At 64.3% G+C, this 15,443-nt stretch carries 13 protein-coding genes; 7 read left to right on the plus strand and 6 right to left on the minus strand.

Annotation, left to right across the window (positions count from 1 at the left end; all coding sequences use genetic code 11):
• Nucleotides 1-27 precede the first annotated feature (27 nt).
• A complete protein-coding gene (locus ACQSSQ_RS01585; protein ID WP_431325277.1) occupies nucleotides 28-984 on the minus strand; it encodes a hypothetical protein in 957 nt (318 codons plus the stop codon).
• 293 nt (nucleotides 985-1,277) lie between these two features.
• Nucleotides 1,278-1,976, minus strand: a complete 699-nt coding sequence (locus ACQSSQ_RS01590; RefSeq protein WP_431325278.1) for a DUF4839 domain-containing protein — start codon at nucleotides 1,974-1,976, stop codon at nucleotides 1,278-1,280.
• A 654-nt stretch (nucleotides 1,977-2,630) separates the two neighbouring features.
• Between ACQSSQ_RS01590 and ACQSSQ_RS01595 the strand changes: the two genes are divergently transcribed.
• The 7 genes from ACQSSQ_RS01595 to ACQSSQ_RS01625 all read left to right on the plus strand — a co-directional run bounded on the left by ACQSSQ_RS01595 (nucleotide 2,631) and on the right by ACQSSQ_RS01625 (nucleotide 13,300).
• Nucleotides 2,631-3,158: a Uma2 family endonuclease gene (locus tag ACQSSQ_RS01595; RefSeq protein WP_431325279.1), complete on the plus strand. Its 528-nt coding sequence runs from the start codon at nucleotides 2,631-2,633 to the stop codon at nucleotides 3,156-3,158.
• Nucleotides 3,159-3,430: 272 nt separating this feature from the next.
• Entirely contained in the window at nucleotides 3,431-3,937 is a 507-nt protein-coding gene (locus ACQSSQ_RS01600; protein ID WP_431325280.1) for an NYN domain-containing protein, read from the plus strand.
• A gap of 11 nt (nucleotides 3,938-3,948) precedes the next feature.
• Complete coding sequence (locus tag ACQSSQ_RS01605) at nucleotides 3,949-5,994, plus strand: N-6 DNA methylase (RefSeq protein WP_431325281.1); 2,046 nt, start codon at nucleotides 3,949-3,951, stop codon at nucleotides 5,992-5,994.
• Nucleotides 5,995-6,119: 125 nt separating this feature from the next.
• The gene (locus tag ACQSSQ_RS01610; RefSeq protein ID WP_431325282.1) at nucleotides 6,120-7,868 is read left to right on the plus strand and encodes a type I restriction-modification system subunit M; all 1,749 of its coding nucleotides are present in this window, start codon (nucleotides 6,120-6,122) and stop codon (nucleotides 7,866-7,868) included.
• Nucleotides 7,865-9,097 (plus strand): restriction endonuclease subunit S, encoded by a 1,233-nt coding sequence (locus ACQSSQ_RS01615; protein WP_431325283.1) that lies wholly within the window; start codon nucleotides 7,865-7,867, stop codon nucleotides 9,095-9,097. Before ACQSSQ_RS01610 ends, ACQSSQ_RS01615 begins: the two co-directional genes overlap by 4 nt.
• On the plus strand, nucleotides 9,097-12,225 hold the full coding sequence (locus tag ACQSSQ_RS01620) for a type I restriction endonuclease subunit R (protein ID WP_431325284.1): 3,129 nt from the start codon (nucleotides 9,097-9,099) through the stop codon (nucleotides 12,223-12,225). Before ACQSSQ_RS01615 ends, ACQSSQ_RS01620 begins: the two co-directional genes overlap by 1 nt.
• Nucleotides 12,226-12,346: 121 nt before the next feature.
• A complete protein-coding gene (locus ACQSSQ_RS01625; RefSeq protein ID WP_431325285.1) occupies nucleotides 12,347-13,300 on the plus strand; it encodes a GIY-YIG nuclease family protein in 954 nt (317 codons plus the stop codon).
• Nucleotides 13,301-13,342: 42 nt separating this feature from the next.
• On the opposite strand, the gene ACQSSQ_RS01630 is transcribed toward ACQSSQ_RS01625, so the two are convergent.
• The 4 genes from ACQSSQ_RS01630 to ACQSSQ_RS01645 form a co-directional block, all read right to left on the minus strand.
• Nucleotides 13,343-13,765, minus strand: a complete 423-nt coding sequence (locus tag ACQSSQ_RS01630) for a PIN domain nuclease (protein ID WP_431325286.1) — start codon at nucleotides 13,763-13,765, stop codon at nucleotides 13,343-13,345.
• Nucleotides 13,744-13,983 (minus strand): type II toxin-antitoxin system VapB family antitoxin, encoded by a 240-nt coding sequence (locus ACQSSQ_RS01635; RefSeq protein WP_431325287.1) that lies wholly within the window; start codon nucleotides 13,981-13,983, stop codon nucleotides 13,744-13,746. Before ACQSSQ_RS01635 ends, ACQSSQ_RS01630 begins: the two co-directional genes overlap by 22 nt.
• Nucleotides 13,955-14,698, minus strand: coding sequence for a hypothetical protein (locus tag ACQSSQ_RS01640; RefSeq protein WP_431325288.1), 744 nt, complete (start codon nucleotides 14,696-14,698; stop codon nucleotides 13,955-13,957). Before ACQSSQ_RS01640 ends, ACQSSQ_RS01635 begins: the two co-directional genes overlap by 29 nt.
• A 353-nt stretch (nucleotides 14,699-15,051) precedes the next feature.
• Nucleotides 15,052-15,423 carry a hypothetical protein gene (locus ACQSSQ_RS01645; protein ID WP_431325289.1) on the minus strand — a complete coding sequence of 124 codons (372 nt, stop codon included), beginning with the start codon at nucleotides 15,421-15,423 and terminating at the stop codon, nucleotides 15,052-15,054.
• Nucleotides 15,424-15,443: the final 20 nt, after the last annotated feature.

Genomic DNA, 15,443 nt, shown 5'->3' on the forward strand with positions numbered 1-15,443 from the left:
GCCCACCCCCACTCGCGGGTTCTGTGCCTACACCACTCGAAAGGAGACGGCTCTTGGCGCGAGGGCGCACAGGGCGCGCAGCTTGTCCTCGGTGTTCGGCCCCCACACGTTGTTGCGAAGAACCCAGGTCTTCCCGCCCTCATAGATGGGGTCGTCGAGGAACCAGAGCTTCTCCTCGCCGCTCGCCAGCTCATACCGTGCTGCCATCGCCGGCCACAGGTCGCGTGGCTCGATGCTCCCAGGCAGTGAGCGGAACGGGCCGGTCTTGACGACCGATTGGATCTGCTCCCCACTCACGCCCGACTCAGCCAGTAGCTGGATCGCGGCAAGGACAGCGTGCTTCTTAGTCAGCGGTCCGGTTGACGTTGGGCCCGCGACGATTTCGAACCTCGCCGCTTTCGGACCACTCGCAGCGGCAACGTGAGCGGTGTCGCCGTTCGGCTGCACCAGATGCTGAGTCGTGCTGAGCGGGCTGGTCGACACCTCGTCCGCGTCGCCGTTGCGCAGAGCGTAGGGGGCGAGCGCCGCCCGCAGTCGGGGGTTGGGGTGCGTTGTCGTGTACAGGCCGTTGTCCTTCCATGCGGCGGTGTCCAGGTAGCTCGTGTGCTGACCACACAGATCGACAAGGGTGTCGTGGTCGACGATGTGCCAGAGGCCCTTGATATGGAAGGCCATGTGCAGACCTTTGCCGGCGTACTTTGTTCCGATAGTCAGTGAGGTCTTGAGCTGAACGCGAAGGGTGTGCTCCCACGCGAAGTGATACGCGAGGAAATCGGCCCCTTGCCAGTCGTCGGCGAGCTTGATGCAGTTGAACCCGTAGTCGGCGAGGAGCGCTGCAACCTTCTGAAAGTTGAAGATCTCCTTCTGCTTCGCGTTGAGGTCGACGTAGCTGACCCGGGGCGGAAGCCCGGCGGTGATGCGTTCCCGATCAGCCGTCGAGGTTGAGCGCGGCTTCCTGTCGACAGTGCTGGGCTCGCCGGGCATCGTTCTCCAATCCAGGGCTGACATTGGCTGCCTGTGACAGTCTGGCAACCCAGCCTCTTGCTTGTCGTTGAAACATCGGATCAGGGCAACTGTCGCGTGCCGGGTGTGATGGAGGCTGGCGCGTCTTCGGTTGTGTGGAGTCGGCTGATTGGATTCCGGTGCCCGGCACCAGGAGGCAGCAATGGGAAGAGGGGGACGAACGAACGTAACGGGTCCGGTCCAAGACCGAGCTGACCGAGATCGACCGGTCGAGCTTGGTCAGGGACGCGACCGCGACGGCACGTTCGACCCGGTCAGCGGGTCCGCGTCTCGATCGGGGTCAGCTGGAACAGGCACGTGTTGCGGTTGTACTCGCCGACCTCAGCGGTGAACGTGTAGTTCTGGCCGACCTCGACGTACTCCGGGATGTTCTTTCCTTCAAGGTGCAGGTCGTACACGGTGTTTTTGTCTCGGAACTGGAACGACGGTCCGGTGGCCGAGTTCGGGTCGAAGTCTCCCGCCCCGATGAGGAAGTCGAACCGAGTTTCGTAGTTGCCGTGGGGCTGCATAGCCAGGATGGACCCGCTGAACTCGATGGTCTTGCCGGCGTACGTCCTGGCGAACTTGGCGACCTTGTTCGAGCAGTTGTCTCCGAGGGCAAGGAGCGCCTTCAGGTCGGCGTTGTTCTTCGTGGTGAGGATCGCGGGAAGTTGCGGAGTGGGCACCGCAGTCGGGGTGTGCGCGGTAGACGGCGACTCGTCGGGGTCCTCGCTCGTCTCGTCGGAGGGCTCGTCGTCCTTGCCATCGTCGCAGGACCGATCGACGGTAAGGGTCGTCTCGCCGCTGATGGTTTCCCCGGCGGTGGGCTCCTGCTCGCAGACGGTCCAGTTGCCTTCCATGACGACGCCGAAGGTGCCGCCGCCTTCGATCTTGACTTTGTCCTTGTCCTCGAACCCGGCGTTCTTGATCTTGTCGTAGGCGACGTCGAGCTTCTGCCCGGTGACGTCGGGCATCGCCACGTCCTTCTCTTCGCCGCAAGCCGTCAGAGCGAGGCCGAGCATGACAACTACGGGAGCAGCAAGACGAATCGCGCGCATATGAACCGAGACCTTGTGAGTGTTGGAGTGGCGGTGCGAGCGTATCGGCCTGGGTGGCCTGCGGGGCCGCATTCCTGGGATTGAGTCTTGGTACGTAGGGACCGTTGAGACGTTCAGTCCGAAAGCGGGCGGGCGTGGTTCGCGCCGAGGTTCGCTCCGCTTGATCAGTCACGATGGGAACGATGGCCAGGCACCTGAGCGAGACGCGTGAGCGGGTGGTCCGGATGCTGAGGTCCCGCCCTGACCATGGTCAATCTGCAGCCGGATCGTGCAGCAGTCCCCTGCGTGACCAGTGGGTGCGGGCGTGCTACGTGGGCGAAGGTGCGCCGGTGCCGCGGGCCAAGAAGCGGTCGTGGGTCGACTACATGACGGCCATCACGATGGCGATCCGTCAGGACCTGCGGACACAGCGCGAGACGTTCGACCATCTCGCCGCGTGCGTCGCACAAGCAGAGCTGAGTGCGGTGAGGCTTCTCGACATCCTTGCTTGGACGTCGAGAGGGCAATCGGCATCACTGCCGCCAACGGGAGGGCGTGACCACAGGCCCGTCGGCTCGTAGCCTCGACCCTGTGGGGCAGCATCGCGGTGTATCGATGTCGTGGGAGGAGTACCTCGCCGGCGACGAGACGCTGGTCGAGTACTACGACGACACCGGCTGGACGCGGCGCGGGTGGACGGTTCGTCACCAGCGGGTCGTCCAGGCGATCGCCGGGTCGCTGGAGGACTCGGTGCCCGCGCGGTACTTCGTGGCGATGCAGGCGGGCTGGCGGCCCGGCCGCCTCGAGCTGTGCCCGGACGTGCTGGTCGCCGAGCAGCCGGCGCCAGACGACTACCTGCGCGACGCGCCGAACCTGGTGGTGGAGGTCGTCGACGGTGATCGGGCTGCCGTCGAGATCGACAAGCCTCGTCTCTACCGCGCGTACGAGGTGCCGTGGCTGCTGGTCGTTGACCCGACCGTCGACCGTGGTTGGCTCTGCCTGTCAGCCGCTGCGCCGGATGGATACTGCTCCATCCTCGAGTCAGACCTCACGACGGCGGTCGAGATCCCGCTGCCCTGGCGCCCGATGATGCTCGACGTCTCCCGCTACATCACGTAAAGCGAGGCGTAGCCGTCGTCAACCGCCGCCCGAGCGCCCTCGAGGCGGGCGACGACCGGGGTGTCTGACCCTCGCTTGACCGGCTTCGCCGACGCGGTCGTCCTGCCCCGCGGCGCATCGGCGACCGGCGGCGACAAGGGTCGGTGGCTGGTCACTGACAAGCGCCAGCCTGTGAACAAGGAATTTTGAGTTTTCACTTGCGCAATGACGGTCGTAGGCCTTAAAGTCATCGTGTCAGGTCAAAATATCGGCTTCACAAGATGGGATTCCAAATGATTCGCACCCTGGCGGCCGTGCTCCCGCTCAAGCAGCGCACTACCGCCCCCGGTCGCCAGGTCATCCTGGTCGACATCGAGAACGTCGTCGGCGGCGCAGTCCTCACCCAGGACGCGGCAATCTGGGCGCGCCGGCAGATCGAAACGGTGCTGGAAGTCAGGGACGACGCCCACATCGTGATCGGCGCTAGCCACGCGAGCTGGATGAACGCAGCACTTGCCTGGCCCACCAAGCGATGTCTTCCGAAGTCCGGCCCGGATGGCGCTGACCTCGCCATCCTCGACGAGATGGAATCGCTCCTGGTCCATCGCTACGACGAGGTCATCCTCGTCTCGGGCGACGGCATCTTCGCCGACGCCGTCAGCGTGCTCTCCGCTCGCGGGGCACAGGTCACCGTCGTCGCCCACCACGGCCGCTGCGCAGCGCGGCTTCGACTCGCTGCCCACTGCACCGTCTATCTCCAGACCGAACATAACCAGGGCACCATTGGCGGTGCCGCCTGATGAAGGATCGCATGAACACCACCCCCCGCCAGGCACTCCTGGCCCCCTCTGACATCGCCAACCTCGCAGGCGTGTCTGCCGCCGCAGTCTCGAACTGGCGCAAGCGGTCGGAAGACTTCCCCGAACCGGCCGGCGGTACGGCGACACGGCCGTTGTTCGCTCGCAACGACGTCATTGCGTGGCTGCAGGCCAATGACAAGCCGGTCATTGAGCTCGCGGCCTCGAACGCAATCGCCGCTCTGAACCTCGCCCACGAGACCCTTCCCGCATCGTCGGCGGCCGGGCTCGACATCGCCGCGCGTCTGGTCGTCACCCTCTGCACCGTGCGGAAACTGTCTGATCCCACTGATCGCGAATACGACCTTCCCTTGTGGTGGAACTTCGTCGGACGGGTCACGCACGACGGCTTCGCCGCGTCGAGCGACTTGGGGAACGCGTACGGGATCGAGCTCTGGGACCAGCTAATCCAGGTGCCCGAGGAAGCAGACCTTCTCCCGCGCGATGCCGTCGACGAGATCGCGAACCTGATCGAACAGATCCCCGTCAACGAGCTGGCCGCCGCCGCCGACGCGGTGCTCGCCCGCACAGTCGGCGCGAAGGGTCGCGCCGGCAGCGACCACGGCTACATCGGAAACGGCGTGTCCGACTTCCTCGCCCAGATCACGACACAGGACGCTCGCGGAGTTGTGTACGACCCCGCCTGCGGAATCGGCGATGTGCTCACGCAGCTCGCCGGGCACGATGCTGCACGCGGAAGCATCACGCGAATGGTCGGCCACGACGTCGACCCCGGCTCGATCGTGATCGCCCGCCAGCGCGCATTTCTTCGCGATGAGAAGGTCGATCTGAACGTTGCGGACGTGCTCGCCGAGGACCCTGCGCCCGGGATTGAGGCCGACCTTGTCGTGGTCGACCCGCCGTACGGGATGCCCTACGACGGCTACGACGTTCTCGACCGGCGCTGGACCTACGGAACGCCAAGCAAGGCCTCCAGCGAGTTCGCCTGGATGCAGCACGCGATCGCCCACCTCGCCGACGAGGGAGTGGCCTACGTTGTGACCCCGTCGGGACCGCTGCACCGCGGCGGCCGTGACGGCCAGATCCGGCGTAGCCTCATCGCCGATGGTTGTGTGCATGCGATCTACCAGCTCCCGCGCAACCTTCTCCGGCACGTCTCCATTCCGCTCGCGGTATGGGCACTGGGACGGCCCGGCGCTTCCGTGGAGGTCAAGTTCGTCGTCGCCGAATCGGTCAAGTTCACCGGTAGCTGGCCAGACTTCGAGAAGGCGAACCCGATGGCCGTTGTCTCCATCGAGGACGTCCTGGCGGGCGACGCGAACCTCGTGCCCGATCGCTGGCTCGGACTCGATACCCCCGATCCAGCGGGGGTCGCCAACACCTACGCCCTTGCGGTCGACCGCATCCGAGCGGCAGGACGCGATACCGAGTCGGCCGACCTGCACCCCTTCGCCGCCACCGGCTACACCCAGGTCGCGACCATCGGCGAGCTCAAGGACCGCGGTGCCCTCGAGATCAGGACCGCCAAGACCGCCAAGGGCGACGAGGATGATCCGCGCCGCGTGACTACCCGCGACATCGCCGCAGGCCGTCTCGACGAGCCCGACACGGGGGTCGCGCCCGGCATGGTGTCCGAGCTCCCCGATGCCCGGGAGCTGACCGTGCCCGGTGACGTCCTGCTCTCGACACTCAACCAGCTCGCCGCCGTGCTCGACGAGTTCGGCGGCCACATCCTCGGCGCGGGGGTCGTCGGGCTCCGTGTAAGAGACCCACAGCTGCGGCCGGACTACCTCGCCGCCGTTGTCGACGGCAGGTGGAACAAGCGCTTCTTCACCGGACAGGCCGTCCAGCGCGTCCCCGTACGCGACCTCGAGGTACCGATCCTCACGCTCGCCGACCAGGAAGCGTTCGCCCGAGCGGCAGCGGACCTGCGCAACATTCAGCGCATCGCCGCACAGCTGCAGACGGCCGCGACCGATGCTCTCGCGAGCCTCGCCGAGATCGCCCGGTACGGCATCGCCACCGACCCCGACGACTAACCAACAGATGCCGTCGGCGGCGGCCACCGCGCCGCCGCCGACGACCCGATCCATCCTGAAACAAGAGACGGCACAGCCGGATTCCGCGAAACTAGAACCGCCCTGACGATTCCCAAAGGACTTTTGTGAGCACGCTCGGAACCTTCATCTGGTCGATCGCCGACCAGCTCCGCGGCCCGTACCGGCCCAACCAGTACGGCACCGTGATCCTCCCCTTCACCATCCTGCGGCGCCTCGACTGCATTCTCGAGCCCGACCGCGACACCGTCCGCGAGCTCACGGGCAAGCACGACAACCCGAACCGGCTCAAGCACGCCGTGAAGTCCGCGACGGGGCGCCCGTTCTACAACACCTCGAACTACTCGTTCAAGAATCTGCTGGCCGACGCCGACGGCCTCGAGGCGAACCTCACCGACTACGTCGACCGGTTCTCCGCCGACGTCGACGTGTTCGAGTACTTCGACTTCAAGAAGGAGATCCTCGCCCTGCAGAAGGCCGGCCTCCTGCGCGAGATCGTCAAGTCCTTCGCCGCCGTCGACCTCCACCCCGACACGGTGTCGAACGCCGACATGGGCGACGCGTTCGAATACATCATCCGCAAGTTCAACGAGGCCGCGAACGAGACCTCGGGAGACCACTACACGCCCCGCGACGCGATCCGCCTCCTGGTCGACCTGCTGTTCGCCGAGGAAGACGCCGGACTCACCGAGGGCGGCATCATCCGCACCCTGTACGACCCCACCGCTGGCACCGGCGGCATGCTCTCGCTCGCCGAGGAGCACCTCCTCGCCCACAACCCCGACGCCCGGCTCAGCCTGTACGGGCAGGAGTACAACCCGCAGTCGTACGCGATCTGCAAGTCCGACCTCCTCGCCAAGGGCCACGACGCCACCAACATCGCCTTCGGCAACACCCTCACGGACGACGCGTTCACCGGCCGCCAGTTCGACTTCTGCATGTCCAACCCTCCGTACGGGGTCGACTGGAAGCAGTACGCCAAGGCCGTCAAGGACGAAGCCGCCTCCGCCGGACCCTACGGCCGCTTCGCCCCCGGCCTGCCCGCCACCTCTGACGGGCAGATGCTGTTCCTGCTCCACCTCGCCCACAAGATGCGCGCCCCTGAAGACGGCGGCGGCCGCGTCGGGATCGTCATGAACGGCTCCCCGCTGTTCAACGGCGCTGCCGAGTCCGGGCCGTCGAACATCCGCAAGTGGCTGCTCGAGAACGACCTCGTCGAAGCGATCGTCGCGCTCCCGACGAACATGTTCTTCAACACCGGTATCGCCACCTACATCTGGATCCTGGACAACACCAAGCGCCCCGAACGCCGCGGCAAGGTCCAGCTCATCGACGGCACCTCGTTCTGGACCAAGATGCCCAAGAACCTCGGCTCCAAGAACCGCATGATCGACGACGATAAGGACCGCCCAAAGGTCGTCCGCCTGTACGCCGACTTCGATGGCGCTGACGCCGACTACTCCAAGGTTCTGCGCAACGACGAGTTCGGCTACTGGACCATAACTGTCGAACGCCCCCTCCTCGCCGACGACGGGAACCCGGTCGTCGACCGCAAGGGCAACCCCAAGCCCGACAGCAAGAAGCGCGACACCGAGAACGTCCCCTTCACGTACGGCGGCTCGACCGCCGGCAGCCTCGGCAAGACCGACGTCATCCAGGCCTACTTCGACACCGAGGTCAAGCCCCACGTCGACGACGCGTGGATCGACTGGACCAAGACCAAGACCGGGTACGAAATCCCCTTCACCCGCCACTTCTACAAGTACATCCCACCCCGACCCCTCGCCGAGATCGACGCCGACCTCGAAAAGCAAGTCGCCAAGATCCTCGACCTCCTCCGAGAGGTGGAAGGATGAGCCACCGCTCGTTCCCTTCCTTCCCGCTGCGGCGCTTCCTGCGTGAGCTCACCGATGGGCCGTTCGGCAGTAGCCTGACGGCATCGCACTACTCCGATTCCGGCGCACGCGTGATTCGCCTTGGCAATATTGGGGAAGCGCAGTTCAAAGGCGCCGACGAAGCTTTCATCCCGCTCGCCCACTTTTCTGAGCTGCAGCGACACTCCGTTGACGCCGGAGATCTGCTGATCGCTGGCCTTGGCGATCAAGGTCATCCGGTAGGTCGCGCCTGCTTGGCACCCGCTGGCCTCGGCCCAGCCCTTGTCAAAGCGGACTGCTTTCGAGCTCGGCTCGATGAAGGTCGACTGCTGCATCGGTTTGCCGCATGGGCGCTGAACTCGCGGTACGTGAGCCATCAAGTGCTCACACTCACTCGCGGATCGACAAGGGCCCGCATCAACCTTGATGTCGCCAAGGCCATCGAGGTGCCGGTTCCTCCCCTGGGGGAGCAGCGGGCCATCGCCGACTACCTCGACCGCGAGACGACCCGCATCGACACGCTCGTCGAGGAGCAGCAGCACCTGATCGACCTCCTCCGCGAGCGGCGACGCGCCGTAGTCTCGGCAGCGTTCGCGGCGAGCGCGTCAAGCCAGGCCACACGGGTCGGGAGGCTACTAGTAGCACGTCCGTCGTACGGAGTTCTTGTACCCACCTACGTGGACGAGTCAGAGGGCGTCCCGTTTGTACGAGTCGGCGACATTCTTCGCCTGGAACCTGACCGCCCGCTCCTTTCAATTGCTGCGTCACAATCCAGCGAGTACTCCCGCACGCAGTTGCTTGGCGGGGAGGTGCTTCTCGGCGTCGTCGGCAAGATGGGGCAAGCGACAATCGCACCAGAATGGCTCGCCGGCGCGAATGTTGCTCGAGCAGTGGCCGTGCTTAGGTGCAAGGACTCGACCGATGCGAATCTCCTATGCGCCTGGCTTGGATCTGTCGAGTTTCTCCGCCAGGCAGAACTAGCTACGAGCGGAGACAGTATCCAACCCACGCTCGGGATGAAGGACCTTGCCCGCTTCGAGATCAACCTCCCAATGCGTCCTGACGCGATCGGCCAACTCTCTCGCCAAACCGGCAGTATCGATGGCCTGATCGCCGACGCCGAAAGGTTCGTCGAGCTGGCCCGAGAGCGGCGGGCGGCGTTGATCACGGCCGCGGTGACGGGGCAGATCGATGTGCGGGAGGTGGCGTGATGGCTGACCACAACGAGGTCGTGTTCGAGTCGGAGATCTGCGAGTACCTTGAGGCGCGCGGCTGGCTGTACTCGCACAACGATGCTGGATACGACCGCGAACGCGCGCTGTTCCCAGAGGATCTGGTCGCGTGGCTGGAGGCTACGCAGGCGCCGTCGTACGAGAAGGCCTTGAAGGCCGCTGGGTCGCCCAACAAGTTCCTCGACGTGCTGACTGCGGCGCTGGACAAGCCGCCGGACCATGGCGGCGGCACGTTGAACATCCTCCGCAACGGTGTCCAGTACATCGGCGGCGGCCGGCTGAAGATGGCCCAGTTCCGTCCCGAGACCACGCTGAACGAGACGACGAACGCCGAGTACGCGGCGATGCGGGTCCGGGTGATGCGGCAGGTGCACTTCTCGACCGCGGACCGGCGCAGCATCGATCTGGTGTTCTTCGTCAACGGCATCCCGGTTGCCACCGTCGAGCTGAAGACCGACTTCACCCAGTCGCTGGATGAGGCGATCAACCAGTACAAGAAGGACCGCCACCCGCTGACGAACGGCCGCCGGGAGCCGCTGCTGTCGTTCGGGAACCGCGCGCTGGTGCACTTCGCGGTCTCGAACGACCTCGCCGCCATGACCACCCGCCTCGAAGGCGACAAGACGCATTTCCTCCCGTTTAACACCGGCTTCGACGGAGGCGCAGGGAACCCGCCAGGCGAAAACGGGCAGTCCTCGACGTCGTACCTGTGGGAACGGGTGTGGGAGAAGCACGCCTGGCTCAACATCATCGGCCGGCTGATGATCGTGGAGACCAAGGAGGAGTGGAACGTTGCGTCTGGCACCTCGGTGCGTCGTACGAGCATGCTGTTCCCGCGGTTCCACCAGTGGGAGGCAGTCACGAACATCGCCGCCGCGGTCGCCGAGGAAGGTGTCGGCCAGCGCTACCTGATCGAGCACTCCGCGGGATCGGGGAAGACCAACACGATCGCCTGGACTGCTCACCGGTTGGCTCGCCTCCACGTCGACAACCAGAAGGTCTTCGACTCGGTCATCGTGGTCGTGGACCGCACCGTGCTCGATGGGCAGCTGCAGGACGCGATCCGGCAGATCGACGGCACCGGCAAGATCGTGGCGACGATCAGCCCCGAGGACGTCCGCAAAGCTGGCGCGAAGTCGAAGGCTGGCCTGCTGGCGACGGCCTTGAAGAACGGCGAGCTGATCATCGCAGTGACGGTGCAGACCTTCCCGTACGCACTCGACGAGATCCGCGCCGACTCCGGTCTGAAGGGCAAGAAGTTCGCCGTGATCGCCGACGAGGCTCACTCGTCGCAGTCCGGGCAGATCTCCTCGAAGCTCAAGCAGGTCCTGACCACCGACGAGATCAAGGAGATCGAGGACGGTGGGGAGGTCGACGTCGAGGCGATCCTGGCTGCGGAGATGACCGAGCGGGCAGAGTCGAAGAACATCTCCTACCTGGCGTTCACGGCGACGCCGAAGAACAAGACGCTGGAGCTGTTCGGGCGCAAGGGGCCCGATGGGACGCCGCGCGAGTTCCACCTGTACTCGATGAAGCAGGCGATCGAGGAGGAGTACATCCTCGACGTGCTGAAGGGCTACCAGGCGTACGACACGGCGCTGAAGATCGCCGGGAACGCGCACAGCGACGAAGACGTCGAAGAGTCCGCGGCCCGCAAGGGGCTGATGCGGTGGGTCCAGCTGCACCCGACGAACATCAGCCAGAAGGTTCAGATCATCGTCGAGCACTTCCACACCAACGTCGCGCACCTGCTGGAGGGCAAGGCAAAGGCGATGGTGGTGACCGACTCGCGCAAGGCGGCGGTGAAGTACAAGAAGGCGCTCGACGCCTACATCGCCAAGCGCTCAGCGGACGACGCGTCGTACGACTATCAGACGCTGGTGGCGTTCTCGGGTTCCGTGGCGATGGCCGAGGGCGAGGATTGGGGCGAGGACTGGGGGCCGGCGCCGACAGCGGACGACGAGTTCACCGAGGCGAACCTGAACCCCGGCGCGGGATCGGATCTGGCAGCGGCGTTCAAGGGCGACACGTACAAGATCATGGTGGTCGCGAACAAGTTCCAGACCGGTTTTGACCAGCCGCTGCTGTCGGCGATGTACGTCGACAAGAAGCTGTCCGGCGTAACCGCGGTGCAGACCCTGTCGCGGCTGAACCGCACTCACCGAACCGCGAGCGGTGAGCAGAAGCGCAAGACGTTCGTGATCGACTTCGTGAACAAGCCCGAGGAGATCAAGGCGTCGTTCGAGCCGTACTTCAAGAACGCGACCCTGGAGACCGAGACCGACCCGTACGTCGTGTCACACCTCATGACGAAGCTCGCTCAGGCTGGGATCTACAGCGAGGATGAGGTCAAGAAGGTTGCCGAGTTGTGGACGCTGCGGAAGGGCAACAACGCGCTGTCGGCGGCGATCAGCCCGGCGCAGCACGAGTTCAAGCGGCGCTACGCGCGGGCGCTCGAGGAGGACGACAAGGTTACCCTCAACACCCTCGACCTGTTCCGCAAGGACGTCTCGACCTACGTCCGGCTGTATGACTTCATGAGCCAGATCGTCAACTACGGCGACGCGTACATGGAGATGCTGTCGATCTACCTGCGGCTGCTGGAGCGCGTCATCGCCGAGACGGCGTGGGCCGCCGAGGTCGACCTGTCCGATGTCGTGCTGGTCGGGGTGAAGCACAGCAAGGCTGCGGCGGTCGACATCTCATTGGTCGGTGACGGCCAGCTGAAGGGCATCAGCGCTGCTGGGACGGGGACGAAAAAGGATCCGAAGTACGTCTCGCTGCAGGCCGTCATCGACAAGATGAACGACCTGTTCGGGGCCGAGTCGTTCGCGGAGTCGCAGATCCGCGAGTTCGTGCAGGTGCTTCTCGGTGGGCTGCTCGAGAACTCGGAGCTGGTGAAGCAGACGAAGGTGAACTCGAAGAAGCAGTTCATGGAGTCGCAGGACTTCCAGGCTGCAGTCACCGAGGCTGTGGCGGACAACCAGAACGCGCACAACACGATGGCCGACTACTTCTTCACCGACGGGCCGGCCATCAACGGGATCATCGTCGCACTCGCGGACGCGTTCTACGAGGCGGCGATCGACGAGGTGACGAAGGCGTGAAGCATGCACCACGTTGAATCAGCTAGCAACCGGCGAAGAGGATCACGAATTTGCCCTGCCGCGCCTATCGAATGATAGATCCGAGATAGTCTTCAAGTTCCGATATCCGAGGAGATTGCACTTGAAGGGAAAGCAAGTCAGGCTGTTCCTGGTTGAGGGCAGCACCGGCAGCTTGATGACCGCAGAGATCATGAACTGGACGGGGCATCTCATTGCCGCGCCCCGCACCGAGTTGCCGCAACTCCTCGCCCGCCCCGAAGCGAAAGGCACCGGCGTCTACATCCTGCTTGGCGATGATCCCGACGGCACCTATGAGACGAAGGTGTACCTCGGTGAAGGAGACTCAGTCGATACCCGACTTCGTGTCCACGCAAAGCCTCAGGACTCGGGCGGCAAAGACTTCTGGAACCGCGTTGTGGTCATATCGAGCAAGGACGCGAACATCACAAAGGCGCACGCGCGATATCTCGAGAGCCGCCTGATCGCGATCACTACGGAGACCAAGCGGGCGACACTGGATAACGGCACGAGCCCTCCCGGCCAACCGCTTCCTGAGGCCGATCGGTCGGACATGGAGTACTTCATCGCGCAACTCAAAATCGTCCTGCCTGTGCTTGGCGTCCACATCCTGCGCGCGACGCGGCAACAGCCCCGCCCTCAATCGTCCAGCGTTGCGCCGTCGACCTCAACGGCCGCGGATGCCGAAGAGGCTACTGAAGCGAGGCAGGGCAACGCTTCGCCCGAGTTCCGGCTTCGCGTGGCGAGAAACCCGGACCGATTCGCCCGCGCTGTTGAGCTCGACTCCGAGTTCGTCATTAAGGCGGGCTCCTTCGCGAGCGCCCAGGTGAAAGTGATGCATCCCGGGTACAAGAACAAGCGAGACACATTGGTTCGTACCGGGGTCCTCTTGCCCGTACCTGAATCATCTGAGGTCCTCCAACTAGCGCAAGACGTGGTCTTCAGCAGCGTTAGCGAGGCAGCTAGCGTGATGAACGGCTCAAGCGAGAACGGCCGCAAGCGGTGGGTGACTGAAGATGGAATCTCGTACGGAACATGGCAAGGCCAAGGCGCGTAGGTGCGGAGCCGGTGAACCGCGCCGGTCTGCATTCAGTCCGGGCTATTCGGATCCGCGCGGTACAACCCACTCGACTGATTGCCCAGTGATCTCCGCAACGTATTCGAAGTCAGAGTCGTAGTGCAGGAGTGTCAGACCGTCAAGCTCGGCGACAGCAGCGATGAGCAAGTCCGGAAGCTTCACTGATCTGTGCTTCGAGCGGGCAGCTAACTCGCGCTGGACCTCCAACGCTCGCTGCCAGTGCGCATCGATTGTTTCGACATATTCCAGGATTGCGCCTCGGAAGCTTCTAATCTGCTCGTAGTCATCAGGGTCTCGGGCTGACCAGAGTGCCTCGAGGTCAAGCATGGCGGAGGTGGCTACGAGGGCCCTCTCCATGAGGTTGACTAGACGTTCCTCGATGGCCGGCACATGAGGAATCCGGCCAAACGCGCTCGTGTCGACTATGAATTCGGCGACTGCCACGCGGCTGCCCTCGGGTCCTCGTACTTATCGTGTGCCCTCTGCTTCAACAGAGCCACGTAGTCGCTGATCATCTTCCTTCGGACGACTTCGCGAAGCGCCTGATTGACCGTGTCCTCGGGGGTCTTGGTGCCAAGCATCGTTGCGGCCTTCGCAAGCTGCTCATCGTCGACGTTCTCGACGGTGATCGCGCTAGCTCCTTTGGCCTCTGTCCTCGTCATGTTGGACCGCCTCCTCGAACTGTTCGCTGTGGCGCTCCATACAGCGGCTGCACGCGCCGCCATACATGACGCAGTGGTTGACGCGCAGCACCAACGGGACCAGTGAACTCGGTGCATACCTGCGACATAGATCGCATGTGTGCTCCTCCAGAGTACCGAGTTGGCTTCCGTGCGCGAGGAGCTCTTGCTGGTGGTACGCCAAGCATTGCTCACATCGCCAGACGCCTTCGGCGATCGTGCACGACCAAGTCTGCATCGGTGCTTCCTGCAGATGCGGGCAAAGCTTTCCGTCGTTGCGCGGCATCAGGCGGTCAAGAATTTGGAACGTGAGCGCGACGCCGTCCTCGCTCGTGATCTTGGACGCATGGCGAGTCCATGGCTCGACTAGCTCGCGTGTCTGCTTGTTCGCCGCGTCGTAAAGGGTTTCGATCGAGCTAGCGGTCTGCGCCGAGAGGAAGGCCTGCAATTGCCTCTTAGCGTCGCGATCGTTAGCTGGACAAGTTGGCCGATGTCGAAACAAGGCTGCACCGGTCGGGATGAGCTGCCCATCAACCTCGAGTGCCTCGACGTTGAGAACTGCGCCACACGAGGGACAGGCTCCGCCGATGATCGTGTCCCGCCGAAGTCGCAGCGCGTATTCGAGCTCCGGGGGTGCGCCGGGTGGAACGACAGGCACGACGAGTGCGACGTCGGCGAGCTTCCAGATCTCGTCCATGCCACCTGGGAGGACCATTTGGAAGACGGGGGCCTCGCCTGCAGCGTAGGCCGCAGCTAGTCCAGCCTTCACTTCTGCTGCAGTGATCGCGAGTCTCCATTCACGAGGTCGGCAGCCATCCTTTGTGGACTGCGCGGTCGCCCGGGATGGGCAGGGCCGTTGCCATGATGAGGTCCTCGAGCACATCTCGCTAGTCGATTGGCGATTCCGAATGATGCCGAAACTCGACGATCTGTATCCATCCTCTCCTCGGTCAAGGACGCCGACGCACCTGCTGACTGCCTCTGTGTGTCTTTGTGTGGGCGGAATGACGTTTCGGCGGTGTCTGACACGGGCAAGTTCGCTGCGTTCGGTCAACCTGCGCGGGGAGGGGTTGAACCGGGGCGGATGTCGATGACGGGGCTGGTGGCGCGGAGGGTTGGGGTGCCGGTTTCGAGGATGTCGATCACCATGACCATCGCGTCGCCCACTTGGACGAGGAACAGTTGCAGGAGGGGGACGGGTTCGAAGTCGCGGCGCATGCCGGGGGTTTGCATCCAGGTTGTGGGTTCGAGAGGAACCGGTTCGGGATGGTCCTGTCGCCACTGATTGAGACGGGTCTCGTCGGGGACGCGGGCGATGGTCATGGCGTCGAGGTCGAGCAGGTACTGAGATCCGGTTTCGGTGGTGACGATCCAGGTGCCGTGGTCGAGGTCGGGTCGCAGGCGGGCGTGGTGCGAGGTCATGGCGGCTGTCCTTGGCTATC

This window comes from Mumia spirodelae (assembly GCF_050632745.1).
Classification (GTDB): Bacteria; Actinomycetota; Actinomycetes; order Propionibacteriales; family Nocardioidaceae; genus Mumia.